20 protein-coding genes are annotated in these 18650 nt (G+C 68.1%); 10 read left to right on the top strand and 10 right to left on the bottom strand.

What is annotated here, in order from left to right; genetic code table 11:
* Positions 1–182 precede the first annotated feature (182 nt).
* Positions 183–824 (bottom strand): response regulator, encoded by a 642-nt coding sequence (locus KME78_RS49595; RefSeq protein WP_308127425.1) that lies wholly within the window; start codon positions 822–824, stop codon positions 183–185.
* Positions 815–2176 carry a sensor histidine kinase gene (locus tag KME78_RS65395; protein ID WP_308127424.1) on the bottom strand — a complete coding sequence of 454 codons (1362 nt, stop codon included), beginning with the start codon at positions 2174–2176 and terminating at the stop codon, positions 815–817. The genes KME78_RS49595 and KME78_RS65395 overlap by 10 nt, the downstream gene beginning before the upstream one ends.
* A gap of 602 nt (positions 2177–2778) precedes the next feature.
* Here KME78_RS65395 and KME78_RS49585 point away from each other — a divergent pair.
* On the top strand, positions 2779–3636 hold the full coding sequence (locus tag KME78_RS49585; protein WP_219536984.1) for a glycerophosphodiester phosphodiesterase: 858 nt from the start codon (positions 2779–2781) through the stop codon (positions 3634–3636).
* Between the two features lie 186 nt (positions 3637–3822).
* Here the strand turns inward: KME78_RS49585 and KME78_RS65390 are convergent, their stop codons facing one another.
* On the bottom strand, positions 3823–4761 hold the full coding sequence (locus KME78_RS65390; protein WP_219536983.1) for a lysophospholipid acyltransferase family protein: 939 nt from the start codon (positions 4759–4761) through the stop codon (positions 3823–3825).
* Positions 4758–5477 (bottom strand): GNAT family N-acetyltransferase, encoded by a 720-nt coding sequence (locus KME78_RS49575; protein ID WP_219536982.1) that lies wholly within the window; start codon positions 5475–5477, stop codon positions 4758–4760. The genes KME78_RS65390 and KME78_RS49575 overlap by 4 nt, the downstream gene beginning before the upstream one ends.
* Before the next feature lie 207 nt (positions 5478–5684).
* Between KME78_RS49575 and KME78_RS49570 the strand changes: the two genes are divergently transcribed.
* On the top strand, positions 5685–5939 hold the full coding sequence (locus tag KME78_RS49570; RefSeq protein WP_219536981.1) for a hypothetical protein: 255 nt from the start codon (positions 5685–5687) through the stop codon (positions 5937–5939).
* A gap of 123 nt (positions 5940–6062) precedes the next feature.
* A complete protein-coding gene (locus KME78_RS49565) occupies positions 6063–7241 on the top strand; it encodes a hypothetical protein (RefSeq protein ID WP_219536980.1) in 1179 nt (392 codons plus the stop codon).
* A gap of 118 nt (positions 7242–7359) precedes the next feature.
* On the opposite strand, the gene KME78_RS49560 is transcribed toward KME78_RS49565, so the two are convergent.
* Together KME78_RS49560 and KME78_RS49555 are read right to left on the bottom strand one after the other, a co-directional pair.
* Positions 7360–8211: a DUF72 domain-containing protein gene (locus tag KME78_RS49560; RefSeq protein ID WP_246653747.1), complete on the bottom strand. Its 852-nt coding sequence runs from the start codon at positions 8209–8211 to the stop codon at positions 7360–7362.
* Between the two features lie 33 nt (positions 8212–8244).
* A complete protein-coding gene (locus KME78_RS49555; protein ID WP_219536979.1) occupies positions 8245–8835 on the bottom strand; it encodes a hypothetical protein in 591 nt (196 codons plus the stop codon).
* 127 nt (positions 8836–8962) lie between these two features.
* On the opposite strand from KME78_RS49555, the gene KME78_RS49550 reads away from it, so the two are divergent.
* Positions 8963–9169 carry a prevent-host-death protein gene (locus KME78_RS49550; RefSeq protein ID WP_219536978.1) on the top strand — a complete coding sequence of 69 codons (207 nt, stop codon included), beginning with the start codon at positions 8963–8965 and terminating at the stop codon, positions 9167–9169.
* A gap of 10 nt (positions 9170–9179) precedes the next feature.
* On the opposite strand, the gene KME78_RS49545 is transcribed toward KME78_RS49550, so the two are convergent.
* The 3 genes from KME78_RS49545 to KME78_RS49535 form a co-directional block, all read right to left on the bottom strand.
* The gene (locus tag KME78_RS49545; protein WP_308127423.1) at positions 9180–9479 is read right to left on the bottom strand and encodes a PIN domain-containing protein; all 300 of its coding nucleotides are present in this window, start codon (positions 9477–9479) and stop codon (positions 9180–9182) included.
* Between the two features lie 11 nt (positions 9480–9490).
* The gene (locus tag KME78_RS49540; protein WP_308127422.1) at positions 9491–9946 is read right to left on the bottom strand and encodes an excisionase family DNA-binding protein; all 456 of its coding nucleotides are present in this window, start codon (positions 9944–9946) and stop codon (positions 9491–9493) included.
* 277 nt (positions 9947–10223) lie between these two features.
* Complete coding sequence (locus KME78_RS49535) at positions 10224–10919, bottom strand: GntR family transcriptional regulator (RefSeq protein WP_219536976.1); 696 nt, start codon at positions 10917–10919, stop codon at positions 10224–10226.
* Between the two features lie 171 nt (positions 10920–11090).
* Here KME78_RS49535 and KME78_RS49530 point away from each other — a divergent pair, with 171 nt between their 5' ends.
* Genes KME78_RS49530 through KME78_RS49510 form a run of 5 tightly spaced genes read left to right on the top strand, consistent with a single transcriptional unit; the run spans position 11091 to position 16750 of the window.
* Entirely contained in the window at positions 11091–12155 is a 1065-nt protein-coding gene (locus tag KME78_RS49530; protein WP_219536975.1) for a sugar ABC transporter substrate-binding protein, read from the top strand.
* Positions 12156–12163: 8 nt separating this feature from the next.
* Positions 12164–13249, top strand: a complete 1086-nt coding sequence (locus KME78_RS49525) for a mandelate racemase/muconate lactonizing enzyme family protein (protein WP_219536974.1) — start codon at positions 12164–12166, stop codon at positions 13247–13249.
* Positions 13246–14289, top strand: a complete 1044-nt coding sequence (locus KME78_RS49520; protein WP_219536973.1) for an ABC transporter permease — start codon at positions 13246–13248, stop codon at positions 14287–14289. The genes KME78_RS49525 and KME78_RS49520 overlap by 4 nt, the downstream gene beginning before the upstream one ends.
* Positions 14286–15251: an ABC transporter permease gene (locus KME78_RS49515; protein ID WP_219536972.1), complete on the top strand. Its 966-nt coding sequence runs from the start codon at positions 14286–14288 to the stop codon at positions 15249–15251. The genes KME78_RS49520 and KME78_RS49515 overlap by 4 nt, the downstream gene beginning before the upstream one ends.
* Positions 15251–16750: a sugar ABC transporter ATP-binding protein gene (locus KME78_RS49510; protein WP_246653791.1), complete on the top strand. Its 1500-nt coding sequence runs from the start codon at positions 15251–15253 to the stop codon at positions 16748–16750. Before KME78_RS49515 ends, KME78_RS49510 begins: the two co-directional genes overlap by 1 nt.
* Before the next feature lie 15 nt (positions 16751–16765).
* Here KME78_RS49510 and KME78_RS49505 read toward each other — a convergent pair whose 3' ends face one another.
* Positions 16766–17500 (bottom strand): dienelactone hydrolase family protein, encoded by a 735-nt coding sequence (locus tag KME78_RS49505; protein ID WP_219536970.1) that lies wholly within the window; start codon positions 17498–17500, stop codon positions 16766–16768.
* 221 nt (positions 17501–17721) lie between these two features.
* Between KME78_RS49505 and KME78_RS49500 the strand changes: the two genes are divergently transcribed.
* Positions 17722–18624: a M23 family metallopeptidase gene (locus KME78_RS49500; RefSeq protein ID WP_219536969.1), complete on the top strand. Its 903-nt coding sequence runs from the start codon at positions 17722–17724 to the stop codon at positions 18622–18624.
* Positions 18625–18650: the final 26 nt, after the last annotated feature.

Below are 18650 nucleotides of genomic sequence, written 5' to 3'. Positions count from 1 at the left end.
CGCGACCTGGCATGGGGCTTTCAGGCCATGATCGACACCGAAGTGCCGTACGCGCTCGCGACGGACCGGTGAGGCGGTGGGCCGGTGCGCTTGACCGGGAGGTGGAAAGTCGCGGCCTGATCAGCCGCGCATAGACGAGCCCTGCGTCGCGCCCTGACCAGCCCCGCAGGGTCGCGGTCCGATCAGGTCCGCAGATACGCCAGTACGGCCAGCACCCGGCGGTGGTTGTCGGCCGCCGGTGGCAGGTCCAGCTTGGTGAAGATGCCCGCGATGTGCTTGGCCACGGCGGCCTCGGTGACGAACAGTTCCCGCGCGACCGAGGCGTTCGAGCGGCCCTCGGCGATCAGCGCGAGCACCTCCTGTTCCCGTGGGGTCAGTCGCTGGAGGGGATCGCGGCGGCGTCTCAGGAGTTGACGCACCACCTCGGGATCGACGACCGTGCCACCCGCCGCCACCCGATCGAGCGCGTCGACGAACTCGCGTACGTCACCGATCCGGTCTTTGAGCAGGTAGCCGACGCCGGCGCCGCCTTCCGAGTCGAGCAGCTCGGCCGCGTACGTCTGCTCGACGTACTGGCTGAGCACCAGCACCGCCAGCCCCGGGTCCTTCCCGCGCAGCTCCAGCGCGGCCCGCAGTCCCTCGTCCGCGAACCCGGGCGGCATCCGCACATCGGTCACCACCGCGTCGGGCCGGTGCTCGGTCACGGCCTCGACCAGCGCGGACGCGTCGCCTACCGCGGCGACGACGGTGTGGCCGAAACGTTCGAGCAGTCCGGCCAGGCCCTCGCGCAGGAGGACGGCGTCCTCGGCGATCACTACGCGCACGGGATCTCCACTCGCATCAGGGTCGGACCGCCCACCGGGCTGGACAGAGACAGTCTCCCGCCGACCACGGCGAGCCTGTCGGCCAGGCCGGTGAGCCCGGTCCCCCTGGCCGGGTCGGCGCCGCCGCATCCGTCGTCGTGGATCTCGACGACCAGCCGGTCTTTCTCCAGGTGACCGTTGATCGTGACCTTCGTGGCCTGGGCGTGCTTGGCGACGTTCGCGAGGGCCTCGGCGACCACGTAGTAGGCGGTGGCCTCGACGGCCGCAGGCAGCCTGACCGACGAATCGCCACCGACAGGGGCTTGCGAGTGGCCGGTCACGCCCTCGATCGAGGGGGAGCGGCGGGTCAGGTCGGTGTCCGGCTTCTCGGGCACCGCTTTCTGGAGTGCCGACTCCCTGGACACCGGCCCCTCGGACGCCGGTCCACCGAACGCCGCTCTCCAGGGCGCACGTTGCGCCGGTTCCTGACGTGCACGTGCGTGAGAGGTCAGGTCGATGCGCACGTTGACGGGAACGGGCGAACGGCCGGCCAGGTCGCGTACGGCCGCGGGCAGGCCGCGGTCCGTCAGCACCTGCGGGTGTACGCCCCTGATCAGCTCGCGCAGCTCGGCCAGCGCCTGTTTGGCCTGGTCGTGGGCCCGTTCGACCAGTTTTCCGACGGGGTCGTCGTCGGCGAGGTCCAGTCTGGCCAGGCCGAGGGTCATCGACAGGGCGACGAGCCGCTGCTGGGCGCCGTCGTGCAGGTCGCGTTCGATCCTTCGGCGCTCGGCCTCGAACGCGTCGACCAGCCGGGCGCGCGACCTGAGCACCTCGTTGAGCTCGGGCGGGGCCAGCATCGCCCGGACCATGCCACCTCGGGCGCCGGCCCAGGCGGTGAGCGTGTACGCGGCCACCGGCAGCAGCAGCACCCCAGCCAGCGCGGCCACCCCGGCGACGAGCCCGGTCGTGTCGGGCTGGACGACAGGAGACAGGATCAGGACAACCGGCCCGCCAGTGGTGAACCCGACCACCACCAGGTCGATCCACCACAGCCCGAACACCGTGACGAGCGTCAGCACCATCTCCCGCCGGCCCCGGTCGGGCGTCTCCGGCAATGGGGCGCCGTCCACCAACCGCAGGCGCAGCCGCTCGAAGCGGGCCACCAGGGATCTGCCCAGCACCACCACGGCCGGCACAACAGCGATCACCAGCAGAGGCAGGCGGAAGACCAGCCCGTTCGCCACGACGGCGAACACCACGAGGCCTGGAACCGCACCGGCCAGCAGGTACGCCAATGAGCGCCACGGCCAGGCGGACCGCAGGAAGACCGGCGGCCGCTGAGTCAGCGCTTCCAGCGCGGTCCTCGTCAACACGCGATCGACGGTATCCGCTGGTGGGCGGGCAGGCAGTAGTGCTGGGTCTACCTCTCAGGACGACATTCGAGCCACCGCCGGCGCGGGCGGGACGCCGCCGACCCGGGCCGTCCAGCCCGCGAACAGGGGATCGCCAAAGGGGGGAGGCGGCAGGCGTGGCGGACCGCTGAGCCGGGAAGGCTTCCGTTACGACAGGTACTCGTTCGCTCACGGAGGGCTACCATGGTCGAGATCCGGTGCGGGCCCGCAAGGCGCCCGATGCTGGAGGCCGCATACGCATCGATCGCGGTCCTGCCGGGATCGGGGCTCCATGTGGTCATCGACGAGCTGTCGCCCTCCCCGATCTCATCCACGTGTGGAGGTCGGCGCACGGCATCCCGTACAACCGCGCCGTCGACCCGGCCGACACCGCTCCGGAACGGCTGCGCGAAGCCGTGCTGGAGCGTCAGGAGCGCGTCGTGGGCGGGGGGCGCCTGACGGGACAACCCGGTGTCCCAATGCTCATCCTCCCGGCATCAACGAGTTGCCCTTTTCTCAACTTCGCGTCACACGTGGTTGTCAAGTTTGGATTTCCGGCTGCTTCCCCAAGCCCGAGGAGCCCCATGTTCCGTCCATTCGGAGCAATCGTCGTCATCTCCTTCGCCGCCCTCGCCGCCGTATCCCCCACAGCCTCCGCCGTATCGCCGTCGACGATCACCCCTCATCGCGAAGCCTCCGACGTCACCGCCATCGCGCATCGCGGAGCCTCCGCGTACGCGCCCGAGAACACCATCGCCGCCTTCCAACTGGCCGGAAAGCTGGGAGCCGACGGGTTCGAACTCGACGTGCAGGAGACCAAGGACCACGCCCTGGTCCTGATGCACGACACGACGCTCTCCCGCACCACGGACGTCGAGCGGATCTTCCCGGGCCGGGCGCCCTGGCGGGTCGGGGACTTCACGCTCGCGGAGATCCGCAAGCTGGACGCCGGGTCATGGTTCGCCGACAAGTACGACGGCGAGCCCGTGCCGACCCTCGAAGAGACGCTGCACGAGATGGACGGCAGCGGCCTCAGCCTGCTCCTGGAGATCAAGGAACCCGCGCTCTACCCGGGCATCGAAGGCCGCGTCGCCGACGAGTTGCGGCGCAACACCTCGTGGCTGAGCTCCGGCCGGCTCATCGTGCAGTCGTTCAGCTGGGCATCGATGCGGACATTCCACCGCGCCATGCCTGACGTGCCCATCGGCCTGCTCGGCACGCCGTCCGTCGCGGACCTGCCGAAGCTGGCGGCCTACGCCAGCCATATCAACCCACCGTATGGCAATCTCTCCACGCAGTACGTCCGGCGCGTCCACAGCCTGGGGATGGCGGTCTTCGCCTGGACGGTGGACAACCCCGACACCATACGCCGCCTCATCGCCTATGGGGTGGACGGCATCATCACCAACAAGCCTGACACTCTCGCGTCCTCGGCTCGATAGGGCGGCCCCTGGTTGCCCGTGGTCTGCTGACGACGGGCAACCAAGGGGTGGCCGGGGTCAAGGATGCGCACGTCACGGCGCCCAGCCCCGTGAGCCGGAGGAGCGTTCCCCTGGAGGGAGCCGGGCCATGTGCGGCGGGTGGGGCCGGCCCATGCTGGCCGTACGATATGTGGCTTTTTATGCGGTTTATCGGATCGCAATGCTTCGGTGAACCACAGGCTGGCGGCGCGGAGGGACCTCGACGGCGTCGGTACGGACCTGCGCTTCGACTGCGCCACTACGGACCTGCGCCTCGGCGATTCTGGCCAGCGTGGCGCGGGCCTCGTGGCGTCTTCCGGTGGGGGCGAGACGTACGGGAGCGAAGAGGGTCACCTCGGCGACCAGGCCCCGGGTCGCGGTCACCCGCAGGAGCGAGGCGAGCAGCGAGTCGTCTCCGACATAGCAGCCGCGGGTCGACGTCGACTCTCCCTCGCGGTAGCGCAGCGCCGCCGGGCGTACCGCGGCGCCCGCGTCGATCGCCGCCTGGAAGACGGCCGGGCGGAACTCCCCCATCCCACGCCCGCACCACGTCGTGCCCTCGGGGAACGCGACCACCGTGTCGCCCGCTCTGAGGGCGTTCGCGACCGTCGCGACGGCCGACGGGAGGGCGGAGAGTCGTTCCCTGTCGATGAACAGCGCGCCGGAGCCCGCCGCCAGCGTACGGATGAGCGGCCATTCGCCGATCTCCCGCTTGGCCAGCGGGCGCGACGGCACCGTGGCCGCCATGACCAGCGGGTCGAGCCAGGAGATGTGGTTGGCCACGAGGAGAGCTCCCTCTCCAGGGGCGGACGGCGCCGCCTGCGATTCCGCGAAGAACGCGTCGCCGGCCGTGGTCATGACTCTGATGCCGAGCGCGCGCAGCAGCAACCTCGCCCACGACTTCGTGATCTCCGCCCGCCAGGCCGTACTGGCTCGACAGGCGGCGAGGGAGATCGTGAGGCCCGCGAGCAGGACGAGGAACGTCGCGAGGAGCCGCGCCACCCGGTGGACGGGGCCGACGGCGGCGGCCGGGGCGTCCACGCAGGCAGCGGGGGAGCACGGCCCCATCCGGAGCCACGGGTTGATCTGTAGAGGGGTGAAGCTCACAGCGGCTCTCCCAGGAAGTACCGCAGGTAACGGGCGTTCACGTTGTCCATCGAGAGCAGGACGAAGAAGTCGGCGGTGCCGAAGTCGCGGTCATGCGCGGGCGCCCCGCACACCCAGGAGCCCAGCCGCAGGTAGCCGCGGAGCAGCGCGGGCGGCACGAACCTGTCCGAACCGACCGCGCCCCGGCCCCGCCGCCACGGGTCGCGCGGCGTCACGCGGTACTCCACCGGACCCAGCGGCACCCGGTCGACGACACCGGCCGCGAGCACGCCCCGGTCATCGAGGGGTACCGAGCAGCAACCGGCCAGCCACTTGTGACCGCCGTTCACCATGTAGCGCGCGATGCCCGCCCACATCAGGCCGACCACCGCGCCACCTCGGTGATCGGGATGCACGCAGGTGCGTCCTGCCTCGACCAGGTTCTTCCTGATGGGCGCGAGGTTGGCCAGGTCGAACTCGGCGTCGGCGTACAGCCGGTCCATCCGCCCTGGGGGGAGCAGCCGGTACGTACCGACCACTTCGTCGTCGTAGCGGACCAGGAGGTGGTCGCAGTACGCGTCGAACCTGTCCACGTCGAGGCCGGAGACCGGGCTGTCGAGCCGCGCCCCCATCTCCTCGCCGAAGACCTGGTGCCGGAGCCGTTGGGCGGCCTGTACGTCGGCGGCGCTCGTGGCCATGCCAACGGTGTAGCGGCCGGTGTCAAGAGCGATCGTCATGGGCGCGGGTCCTTCCCTGAAAGCGTCTCGCGACCATGTCGACATGCCGAAATGACGGTGGAGTCTCCCATCGGGGGCAGCCAGACGTCCGCATGGTGAACCTCGGGCGGTCACCCGGACCCCGCCAAAAGCAAAGCTTCGGTGTGAGCTGGGCGAATGCCCGCGCCGAAACTCCTGGGAGCCGGCGGCCCAACTTATGATCACTCCGTGCTGGATACGGCGATCCATCTCATCTTCGGCGGACTCTTTATCGGCTTCATCATTGTTTGGGTGGTGCAGCTGGTCAGGGTCCTGCGGCAACGACGCATACACAAGTACACGGATCCGATGCGGGCCATGGACATCACCGGTCGCGTTCGCCAGCTCAAGGTGCGCGGCGACGAAGATGAGGCCGTACGCCTGGTGCAGGACGAGCTGGCGATGCCCATCAACAAGGCTCGTTCGTGGGTGAAATCCATATAGCGCAGGGGAAAGCGGCGTTACCGCAGGCGGTTGACCAGTCGCAGAGTGCGATTATTGACGGCTCTTGTGAAAGGTTGATAACGTCCCGGTCACGCGTGGCCACTCCTGAGCCGCACGGGAGTCTTGACTACCTCGGAGCACGACATCAAGACATCATCTCGCGGAGCCTTATCCAAACTCCGCCGTTCTCCCCTCGTCCGCGCGACCGTCGCCGTCGCGGCCGCTTTCGCGCTGATGGCATCCGCCTCCACCGCCGGCGCCGAATCTCGCGCGTCCGTGCCGGTCAAGAGCGTCGCGGCCATCGACGCACGGCCCAATGACGGTTCCGGGTATTGGCCGGACTTCTCGAACACCGGCTATGCCAACACTCCGGCCAACGCCGGCGGACTGGGCCTGGGCGCGTACCCGGGCAAGCTCACCGACTATGCCGCGAACATGAGTGCCAGCAAGCCGTTGACGCTGCGCTATCCGGACAACAGCGTCATCTCCTTCACGCGTTTCCTGGCGTTGAAGGTGGTCATCTACGGCGATAATCTTACGTTCGTCGGCTGCTTGTTCGAGGGCACCGATCCGAATGACAATCTCATTCAGATCTACTCGGACACCAACGTCAAATTCCTGTATTCGACGCTCAAGCCCAGCTCCTATTCGATGCCTCCGGGCAACGACGGCACCGTCTCGTCATCCCATACCACGCCGGGCACGCCTTTCGACAAATCGTGGCAGTTGGCCACGACGATGAAGGAAGCCGTCGCGGTCATGGACCACAACGACATCTGGGGCAACGCGGGCCTGGAGATGGTGACGGGATTCCCGGGACGCCCGTCGACCTGGACGAACAATTACATTCATGACATGGCTGATACGTCGCATGACGTCTATCACCATGACGGCATCGGCCCGCAGAGTGAAGGCAATGGCGGTCCAATGATCGTCGACCACAACACCCTGGCCTCTTTGGGTAATACCAATGCTCTGGCCATGCAGGGCGATGGCGTCTACGACAACATCTCGGTCACGAACAACTATGTGTCCGGCTGGGGTTACGCCCTGCACATCGGCGACATCAACAACGCCACCAACATCACCGTCACCGGCAACGTCTTCTCGGCCGAACTCGATCAGTTGTACGGCTTCCTGTACGGCAATATCTGGGGCGGATCGGCTCGCGGCTCCACCTGGCGCAACAATCTCATCCAGGCGCGTACAGGGGACGACAACACCGCCTTCTCTACCGCCGACAACGGCAAGTACTTGTGGCCGACCACCGGCGACACCCACACCACCGACTACACCGGCTGAGCCACATCGCCGCGGTCCGGTCGACGGCCCGCGGCGATCACCGGCGCTCGGCGCAGCGCCGGTGTTCCCCGACACCCGGCTCATAAGCGCCCTTGGTGCCGGACATAGTAGTAGCCCGTCAGAAGAGGGTCAGTGGCTCGTTCGGCAGGGGCTCGGGCAGCGGCTCGAGCTCGGGCAGCCGGCTCCGCACCTCATCGTGGAACCGCCGGGCGAGCATGAGGGCGTCGGCGTTGTCCGGGGTATGCACGAACACGGTCGGCGAACGCCCTTCGCGCAGCCATTCGACGACCGTGCCGATCCATTCCTGCCAGCCCTCGACCGTACGAGCGGTGTCGTCCCTGCCGAGGTAGCGAACGATCGGACGGTCAGTGAGAGCGGCCGACCGGCGGGGCACGCGCGGCTTCTTCGTCCACGCGTCTCGTTCGGCGTCGCTGGTCGGCGGGCTCTGGAAGAGGGTGGTGGTGTCGAACGGGACCCATTCGGCCTCAGCGCGGGCGAGAACGCTTTCGAGCAGCCGTACGGATCGTGCGTCATCGAAGAACGCGCGGTGCCGAACTTCGACGGCGTACCTGTAGGAGCGGGGAAGCTGCCGGAGAAAGCCCGCCAGGGTGCCGAGCTCGGTCGGTCCGAACGACCCCGGCAATTGGACCCAGAGCGCGTGAGCTCGCGATTCGAGCGGCTCGATCGCCTCCAGGAACGACCGGAGCTCCTCATCAATAGCGGTAAGGCGACGCTCGTGCGTGATCGACTTGGGCAGCTTGACCACGAACCGGAAGTCGGGCGCGGTCTGCCGAGCCCACGACTCCACGGTGCTCCTGGCCGGTGTCGCGTAGAACGTCGTATTGCCCTCGACCGCGTTACACCAGCTCGCATAGGCACGCAGGCGTTCGGTGGGCGGAAGCGGACGAGGCAGAAAACGCCCCTGCCATGGCACGTGCGTCCACATCGCGCATCCCACATGAAGCCGCATGACCCCGACGCTACCTTGCGCGGCGTCCGAGCCTTACTCGATCCACCACCAGCCGTTACCGAGATCCCGAGTCGGGGCACCGAGATCGCCGGCCGCCGTCTGGAGCAGCCTTCGAGAATCCGCCGTGCCCGGTATGTACGCGAACCCGACGCCACTTTCAGCCCGCCAATCCACGAACACCTGGAAGTAGAGCCCGTTCTCTTGGGCTTGCACCTCTCCGTCTACGGCCAGAGACCTCATCCACGCGGGCACCGCGACAGGCTGACCCCTCTCATAGGCGGCGGCAACGTCGGCGAAGGCCCCTTGACGAAGCCAGATCATGCTCTTCACGCTGGCGATGGGCCAGTCGGTGCGCCACAGAAAGGTGCCGATGACAACCGCGAGAACCAACCCGGCGAAAGCTCGGCCGTACGACGTGATGGAGATGTACGCGATCACGGCGGTGAAGGTCCACAGGCCCGCCCACAGCCACCCGAACCCGATCAGCAACCAGATGTACAGCCAAATCTCGTGAAAGATCGGGATGAACAGGTAGTAGGTGGCGGCCAGGAACAGCCAGCCGGCAAATGCCATGAGGGCCGGCACCCTCCACCAACGAGGAGCCTTCGCCGCGGAGAACGCCATGACGTGCAGTGTGCTGGCGGAGCGAGCGGCCACACCACATCTTGATCGATAGCTTCACGCTATTTGCACCACATCCACACAGCTGACACAGCCAGCGCACGTGGTGGCACCGTTATAGATTCAAGGGGTGGACGCTTCTGAGCCCGACCACTCCCACGAGATCTCGCAAGGCGACCTGCTCCCTCTTCGCCGTCGGCGCCGGACCGTTTCGCGGGCCGAGTTCGCCGCCGCATCCCGCAGCATGCCGCGACTGGACGACCGGAAGTATCTCGAGGACATGGACCGCCATGTGGACGGTGATCTCTACGAACCCTACGACCGTACCTTCGGCTGAGCGGCGTGCTCTAACCAGCGCGTAGCGCGGCGGCCAGCACATGTCGATCACCGGGATCAGGGAGCTTCAAGCCCTCAACCAGCGGTTCATAACCCTCGACCAGGCAGTCCCGGACCGCCGAGTTCGTGAGGTTGCAAAGCTTGTTCAGCTTCTCTTGCGTGATGTCCGGCCGGTTTACTGCAAGATTACGCTGCACCTCGCCGAGAATCTCATTGGTCCATTTGGCCTGCACGCGACCCGTCATGGCGAGGCGGATGAGCAAGTCGCGCAGCGTGTTGCCATAGAGTGCATTGGCGTCATAGATCACCACGAAGGCCATGGTCAAATGCCCAGTTCTTGGCCCAGTGCGCCGAGTTCGTCGGCGGCGGTCCGGCGCCTGGCGTCATCGTGACGCTTGAAGTCTTGGAGGGCCTCGTAGGTAACGCGTCGGTGCTTGCCTACCAGCCGGAAGGGGATCTCCCCCGACTCCAGAAGCTTGATCAGGTAAGGACGCGAGACGTTCAGCATGTCCGCCGCCTGCTGGGTGGTCAACTCAGCGTTCGACGGTATGACAGTTACCCCTCGCCCCTCCGCTGCCTGGGCAAGGACGAAGACGAGCAGGCTCACGGCCTGACGAGGCAAGATCAACGCATCCTCTCCGCCATGCTCCCCTGCGACGGGGATAGCGGTCTGCTCGGGATGCCTCATGAGATAGTCCTTGATTCGGCGGACCGCCCGGCTGGCTACCTCTGCGTCGATGGTTCCGGGCTCGACACGCTTTGCCTGGATGTCTGCCACTGATTACACCCCCCTCATTCGCAGTATCCGCAATAAACGAAGCAAGCGCAACTGTCGCACGGCTGCTATTGAGGCGCGGGCAGGGCTGGGCCAAGGGTGGACTGGAGGTAGGTCATGGCCTCGGCGTGGTGGATCGCGCGGCCGTCCACATGGACCCGGCCGAGCTCTTCGGCGTCGAACGCGTCCTTGATGAAGTCAAGGAGGCCGGTGGTGTCCTCGGTGAATATCCAGGGTCTGAAGGTGCCGTTAAGGGCCGTTGACCTCTAGCGACCACCTGCTAGGTGAGGCGCTGCTGGGCTCGTCGCAGGTGGGTGAGCATCGCTGCCCGGGCGAGCTCGGCGTCGCCGGCCGCGATGGCGGCGGCGATGTCCTGGTGCTCGGCGATGGTGGCGGAGCCGAGTCGGGTGCTGTAGCGCTGGCGGAACAGGTGCAGGTGGCAGTGTGTCCGGACGAACGCCTGCAGGAGTTGGTCGTTGCCGGACAGTTCGGCGATCTGCCGGTGGAAGCGCTCGTCGTGGCCGGCCAGTTCGCGGTAGGCCTGGTAGGTGTCGCCGGTCGGAAGCGTGTCGACGGAGTCCACCTCGGCCTGGAGGCGGGCGAGACTCGCGGCGTCGCGTCGCTGGGCGGCTCGGGCCGCGGCCCAGGGCTCGATGACGGTACGGAACTCGAACAGCTCCTTGACCTCATCAGGCGTCAGGACCGGCGTGGTGGTGTAGCCGCGCAGCGCCTCCTTCCTGGCCAGGCCCTCCGACTCCAGGCGGATCAGGGCCTCGCGGATCGGCGTCGACGAAACGCGCAGGTCGCGGGCCAGCTGGTCGATGCTCAGCCGGGCTTGCGGGGCGATGACGTGATCCATGATCAGGGTCTTGATCGCCTCGTAGACGTCGTCGGTCAGGGACTGGCGGCTGGGCAGCGGGGCGATCATCGACTCCGCCGAGCTGCCGGCCGCGCCACCGGCTCGATCTCTGGCCATCACTGCTCCCCACGCCGCTGGACGTCATCCACTCCGCTGCAGCTTATCACGCACGATGTACGATTCCGGGCCCTCAAACGACCCCAGATACGCCCTTGACGGGGCCAATCACCTGTCGCTATACATCCATGAAATATCCTATAGGATCGATGATGTCCGAGAGGCGCGGTCATGACGCAAAGACCATTGACCAGGCTCGGCGGAGTGGCTGCCCTCCTGGCACTCGCCGTCGGCACCATGGCCGGTTGCACGAGGAAGAGCGACGACGCGGCGACCGGCGCGGGCGCGACGGCCCGGAAGCCCGACCAGGTCAAGATCGCCCTGGTCCCGGGCGGCGCGCACCCCTACTTCCAGCCCTGGAAGGCGACGGGCGCCAAGGTGAAGACCGACCTCGGGCTGGGCGACGTCACGTTCAACGAGACCTCCGACTGGGATCAGACCAAGCAGAACGACGTACTCAAGTCGCTCGCCGCCCAGGGCTACAACGCCTTCGGCGTCTTCGGGGTCTCCCCGGAGAACATCAACGCCACGTTCGAGGACCTCACGCGCCAGGGCTACCCGACCGCCTCCCTCGGCTCCTGCCCGGCCGGGGACGTCGACAAGGCCGGCTTCTGCCTGTCCACCGATGTCCAGCAGGCCGCGTACAAGGCCGCCCAGGCCGCGATCGAGGCCATGGGCGGCAAGGGCAACCTGGTGCACCTGACCGGCAACAAGGTCGACTCCAACACCCAGCGCCGCATCGCCGGCGTGCAGAAGGCAGTCGACGAGACCGGTGGCAAGGTCGAGCTCCTGCAGACGGTGACCGACGTCGACAAGGACCTGCAGAGCGCGCAGAAGGCCGTCGCCGACCTGCTCGCCGCCAAGGGCACCCAGACGCAGGGCATCGTCAACACGGCGTACAACCCGGCGGTCGCCTCCGCCGACGGCGTCAAGCAGGCCAAGCTGCCGATCAAGGTGATCGCGATCGACGACGACCAGACCATCCTGGCCGGCATCAAGGACGGCTCCGTCGCCGGCACGGTGCTGCAGAACCCGGTCGGCCAGGCGTCCGTCGGCTCGTACGCGCTGATGAAGCTGGCCGGCGGCTGCACGATGAGCAAGCCGGGAGTGGCCGTCGACTCCGGCTCCTTCGTCGTCACCAAGGCCAATGTCGACAGCTACGACGCCGAACGGCAGGCCAAGACCGAAGATCTGCGCAAGGCCTTCGACAGCCAGTATCTGACCTGCAAGAACTAGGAGCTTCGTTGCCCGCGATCAGTCACGTCGAGGCGTACCTTGTCGATCTGGAGGTCGAGACGGTACGCACCGACGCAGTCCAGTCGTTCCTCAAGCAGGAGACCGTCTTCGTCGAGATCGAGACCGATGACGGTGGCTCCGGGACCGGCTACTCGTACACGATCGGCACCGGCGGCACCGCCGTGCTCGCCCTGCTGCGCGACTACCTGCTGCCGCGGCTGGTCGGCGCGGACCCCGGCCGGGTGGAGGCGGTGTGGCGGGATCTGTTCGCCGCGACGCGGGCCACCACGGTCGGCGCGATCACCTCGCTGGCCCTGGCCGCCGTGGACACGGCGCTGTGGGACTGGCGCTGCCGCGACGCCGGCCGGCCGCTGTGGATGCTCGCGGGAGGCGCGAAGGATCGCATTCCGCTGTACGACACCGAGGGCGGCTGGCTGCACCTGAGCACCGAGGAGCTGATCACCGGCGCGAAGGCGAGTCAGGCCGCGGGCTGGCGCGGGGCGAAGCTGAAGATCGGCCGCTCGCCGGTGCAGGACGCCGAGCGGCTGGCCGCCGTACGCGCGGCCGTCGGCCCCCACTTCGACCTGATGCTCGACGCCAACCAGTCGCTCACGGCTGCCGAGGCCGTCCGGCGGGCCCGGCTCCTCGAACCGGCGGACCCGTACTGGTTCGAGGAGCCGCTGCCCGGTGACGACGTCGCGGGGCACGAGGCACTGGTCGCGGCGAGCTCGATCCCGGTCGCCGTCGGCGAGTCGCTGTATTCGGTGGCCCAGTTCCGCGAGTACCTGCACCGGCGGGCGGCCGGCATCGTCCAGGTCGACGTGGCCCGCATCGGCGGCATCACCCCCTGGCTGAAGGTCGCGCACCTGGCCGAGACGTACAACGTCCCGGTCTGCCCGCACTTCCTCATGGAGCTGCACGTCAGCCTCTGCTGCGCGGTGCCGAACAGCGGCTACCTGGAGCACATCCCGCAACTGCGGGCGATCACCCGGCACGAGATCGAGATCGTGGACGGGCACGCGCTGGCTCCGTCCACCCCCGGGCTCGGCATCGAGTGGGACCGCGACGCGATCGACGACCGGCGAGTCCGGTGAGCACACGGACCGCGGCTCCTCCGAAGCCGGCCGGACCGCGCATCCCGATCTGGGCCAATCCCCGCCTCGGCCTGGTCGTGCTGCTCATCGGCCTGGTCGCGCTCTTCACCACGTTACGGCCGGCGTTCCTGGACACCGGGCTCACGCTGGTGCCGTTGCAGTCGGACATCAGCGTGTACGCGGTCGTCGGGCTCGCCCAGCTCGCGGTCCTCTCGCTCGGGCACATGAACGTGGCCGTCGGCCGCATGGCGGCGATGAGCGCGTTCGCCATGGGGCTCGCCTACGACCGGCTCGGCGTGCCGTTGCCGGTCGGCCTGGTGATCGGGCTGGCCGTCGGTACGCTGCTCGGCGCGCTGGCCGGCCTGATCATCTCGCGTACCGGCGTCAACTCGTTCGTGGTCACGCTCGCGATGGACTTCGCCCTGGTGGGGCTCATCACGATCCTCTACACGAGGTTCACCGACGGGGTCGCCTTCAGCGGTCAGCCGGCGGGCATGACGGTGCTGCGCAACGACACGTTCGCCGACTACTGCGTGGGCGAGGTGTGCGGCCCGCGCGTTCCGCTGATCGTGCCACTGGCGCTGGTCGCGGCGCTCGCGGTCGGGTTGCTGTTCCGGTACACCCGGCTGGGCCGGGAGATCCTCATGACGGGCTCGAACGAGAAGGCCGCCGAGCTGTCCGGCATTCCCACGAAGAACCGTGTCGTGCAGGCGCACGCGCTCAGCGGGCTGCTCGCGGGGCTGGCCGGGTTCCTGCTCGCGGCGAACAACGGGGCGTTCTCGGCCGGTATCGGGGACCAGTTCCTCCTGCCGTCGTTCCTGGGGCCGGTGCTCGGTGGCACGCTGCTCGCCGGCGGCGCGGTCAGCATCCTCGGCACGGTCCTCGGCGCGACGCTCACCCAGGTCATCTACAAGGGACTGAACCTGCTGCAGTTCCAGCTCGACGAGCTCAAGCTCTACATCGGGCTGGTGCTGCTGGTCGCCCTCTCGCTGGACCGGGTGCGTCACGTGATCGCCGAGCGAAGGGGGGCGCGGGCATGAGCGCCAGCCGTACCAGCGTGATCGCCGGCCGCCCGGAGTTCACCCTCGCGCTGCTGGCGGCGGCCGGTTTCGTGGCCCTGTCCGTCGCCACCGGGGGCGGCATGCTCTCCAGCGGCACGCTGGGCGCGTTCTTCCGGTTCCTGGCCGTCCCGATCATCATCGGGCTGTCCCAGATGGTGGTGCTGGCGATCGGCCAGATGAACCTGTCGGTCGGCGCGCTCACCGGGCTCTGCTCGATGGTCGCGGCCTGGATGATGATCGACGCCGGACTGCCGGCGCCGATGGCCGTACTCGGCGCACTCGCCGTCGGCGGCGCTGCCGGCCTGGTCAACGGGCTGCTCGTCGTCTTCACCCGGATCAACGGCTTCATCGTCACGCTCGCCACCATGACCATCATCGAGGGACTCCGGTACGGGGTGAACGGCCCCGACACGTTCCAGGGCTATTCGCCCGGGTTGCGGGACATCGGCCGCGCCTCCGTGCTCGGGCTGCCAGTGGTCTTCCTCGTCGCGCTCGCGGTGGCCGCGCTCGTGGGCGTCTTCTTCGCGCGTACGGTCGCCGGCCGGCAACTGCTCGCCACCGGCGGGAGTCCGTTCGCCGCGCGGCTGTCCGGGGTCTCCAACGATCGGTCGATCATCGTGGCGCACGGGCTCAGCGGGCTGCTGGCCGGAGTCGCCGCGATCATCACAGTGGCTGCCTCCGGCTCGGTCAACTCCAGCATCGGCGACGACCTGCTGCTGCCGAGCTTCGCGGCGCCGATCATCGGCGGGGTCGCGCTCACCGGCGGCGTGGTCAGCGTCGTCGGGACCTGTCTCGCGGCGTTCCTGGTCCGGCTGGTGGACGTCATGCAGGCCCAGTTCGGCATCAACCCGCGCTGGATCGACCTGATCGTCGGCGCGGTCGTCCTTGGCGCGGTGCTGCTCGGCACCGTCCGGCAGAGACTGTTGCGGAGGTCGTCGTGATGCTCACGGCCGAGGGTCTGGTCAAGACATTCCCTGGGGTACGCGCGCTGGACGGCGCCACCCTGCGCCTGACCGCCGGCAGCGTGCACGCGCTGCTCGGCGAGAACGGCGCGGGCAAGAGCACGCTGATCAAGATCTTGACCGGGGTGTACCAGCCGGACGGCGGGCAGGTGCTACTCGGCGACACCGAGTTGCGCCTGGCCGGTCCGCTGGACGCCCAGCGGGCCGGGATCGGCGTGGTGCACCAGGAACGCAACCTGATCCCCCAGTTCTCCATAGCCGAGAACATCGTGCTGCACCACCTGCCACGGCGCTTCGGGCTGGTCGACCGCGCCCGGATGCGGGCCGAGGCCCGGCGCTGCCTGGACCTGCTCGACCTCGACCTCGATCCGGACACCCCGGTCTCCGGGCTCTCCGTCGCGCAGGCCGAACTCGTCGAGATCGCCAAGGCGCTCAGCATCGACAGCAAGGTGCTGCTGCTCGACGAGCCGACCGCGTCGCTCACCGGCGACGAGGCCGACCGGCTCTACGCGATCGTCCGCAAGCTGCGCGACAGCGGCCACGCCGTCGTGCTGGTCAGCCACAAGCTGGAGGAGGTCTTCGCCGTCGCCGACACGGTGACCGTGCTCCGTGACGGGCGTACCGTCGCCGAGGCCGAGCCGCTGGCGGACTACACGCAGGACCGGATCGTCGATCTGATGGTCGGGCGGGCGTACGCCTCGGTGCGCCTCCCCGAGCGGCAGGTCGACCCCGAGACGCCGGCGGCGCTGCGCCTGCGCGAGGTGAGCACCGCGCGGGGCCACCGCGACATCTCCCTGTCCGTACGTCCCGGCGAGATCCTCGGCCTGTACGGCCTGGTGGGCGCCGGCCGCAGCGAGCTGGCCAAGGCGCTGCTCGGGCTGGACCGGATCACGTCGGGCACGGTAGAGGTCCAGGGCCGGCCGGTGCGCATTCGCGACGTCGGCGAGGCGCTGCGGCGCTACCGGATCGGTTACGTGACGGAGAACCGGAAGGAAGAAGGGCTCTTCCTCGACCAGCCGATCACCCGCAACATCGGCGTGACCATCTGGCGCGGTCTCGCCCGCGCCGGGCTCGTGACCGACCGGGCGGAGCGGCGTCTGTCCGAGGAGTACGCCGACCGGCTCGGCATCCGGGCCTCCTCGGTACGCCAGCTCGCCGGCCAGCTCTCCGGGGGCAACCAGCAGAAGGTGAGCCTGGCGAAGTGGCTGGCCGCGCGCTGCGAGATCCTGATCGTGGACGAGCCGACCGTCGGCATCGACGTACGTACCAAGGCGGCCTTCCACGAGCTGATCGCCGAACTGGCCGGCTCCGGGCTGGGCCTGCTGCTGATCTCGTCGGACCTGCCGGAGATCGTCACCCTCGCCGACCGGATCACGGTGATGAGCGACTTCAGCCTCCGTGGCGATCTGGTCAACGACCATGACTACGCCCGGATGAGCCAGGCGATCATCCGGTTGATCCACGCCGGGTCCGGATAGGGGGCTGGTCGCGGCCTACTCGTGGTTCGCGAGGTGTTCGTCGAGGAAAGCGAAGGTGCGCTGCCACGCGTCGTCCGCCGCCGGCCCGACGAGGCCGTGCCGCAAGGGGAACAGTGCGAGTTTCGCGATCGGGTGATGACCGTCGGTCATGAAGGAATGCCCGGCAGCCGGATAGATCTCCACGTCGTGCTCGATGCCGAGCGCCCGCATGTGCTCCTGCAACCGCCTGCCGTGCGACCGGAAGCCTTGGTCGCGGCCGCCGTAGGAGCCCACGACCGGGCACACCGACCGCAGCTCTTCCTGGCGCCGGGGGACCACGCCGTAGTTCACCGATACGGCTCGTACGCCGGGCGGCTCGCTCGCCGCGTACGCGAGGGCGAATCCACCGCCCATGCAGAATCCGATCACCCCGAGCCGTCCACCGTCGACGTCCTCGCGGTCGGCCAGCCATTGCCGGGTCGCGTCGATGTCGGCGGCCGGGCGCCCCGGCTTTCCGGTCGCGAGTTGGTGCATGGCTCGGGTCAGGCAGCCGATCCTGGTGCCGTGGCTGTACAAATCAGGCAAGACGGCCGCGTAGCCATGTGCGGCGAATAGGTCTATTACATCAAGCATGTCCGGTTCGACGCCGTAGATTTCATGCACAACCACCATTCCCGGCCATCCAGTGGCGGGCGCGGTCCCTTTCGGTAGTGCAATCGTCGCCGTTAGTGAACTATCGTCCAGTAGCGGAATGCTTACTGATTGTCTCATCGGCGCTCCTTAATCTACGACCAAATCTATGATTTTGGGCATGCCAAAAGATATGCTCCTCCTGGCTTAGTCGAGGCGCCACCTGCAAAGCGCTCCCCTCGATATGCGGGGGATATGCGGGTGCTATGCGGGCCCTCGATTACCGTCTGCTCCCTGAGTCATCTGAAGAAGCTGAGCGCCTAACCGTATCCCCCCATACGCACCTGTTCAGAGAGGTGAGCATGCCCGCACCCAGCAGGCCGACCGTCAGATCCGCGATCACCGCCGCCCTCGCGGTCGCTTTCGCGGTTGCGCTGGTCCCCCAGGCCGCCTCAGCGCAGGCCGCCGGCGCACTGGCCGTGTCACACAAGAGCCCGTTCAACTGCGGGAAGACGTTCTACGCCAACAACTGGACGCCCACTCACAACCCGTCGGGCTCCATCGACTGGCAGAACTACGGCAGCGACGCCATCAACGGCGAGACCGTGCGCGCCACCGCCGCGGGCACCGCGACCTTCTACAACGCGGGAAGCACCAGCTACGGCCGGTGGGTGGAGATCCGCCACAGCGACGGCTCCCGAACCCGGTACGCGCACCTCGCGACCCAGGTGAAGTCGCCCGGCAGCTCCATGACCGTCAGCCAGGGCACCGTGATCGGGACCGTCGGCTCGACGGGCGGATCGAACGCTCCGCACCTGCACTACGAACAGCGCACCTCCAGCGGCGCGATGGACACCAGCCCGACCGTGGAGGGCACGACCGTGTCCCTGGGCACGAAGAAGGCCCTCAAGAGCACCAACGGCTGCGGCGGCGGCAGCCCCACCAACCCCAACACCCCGGAGAGCGTCTGCGGCGCCGGGTTCACGGTCATCGACCAAGCCGCCCTCACCGGTGGTCGCGCCTACCTGCTCTACAACTCGGGTAACAAGAACAACTGCGTCGTCACGCTGAAGACGACGAACCTCGGCACGGCGACGCAGGTGTCGGCGTTCCTGCAGCCGAAGGGCGAGAGCAAGGCGACCGACTCGGGCAAGTTCGACTACTACGCGGGGCCGGTCAAGCGCGACGCGGGCGGACAGTGCGTCGTGTGGGGCGGCTCGGTCGGCAGCAGCACCTACACCAGCCCTTCCGAGCACTGCGGATAGTTCTCTCAGCTCGGCGACACACGTCA

It is taken from the genome of Nonomuraea guangzhouensis (genome assembly GCF_019396345.1).
Lineage (GTDB): Bacteria > Actinomycetota > Actinomycetes > Streptosporangiales > Streptosporangiaceae > Nonomuraea > Nonomuraea guangzhouensis.
This window is presented reverse-complemented; position numbering and strand designations above follow the sequence as displayed.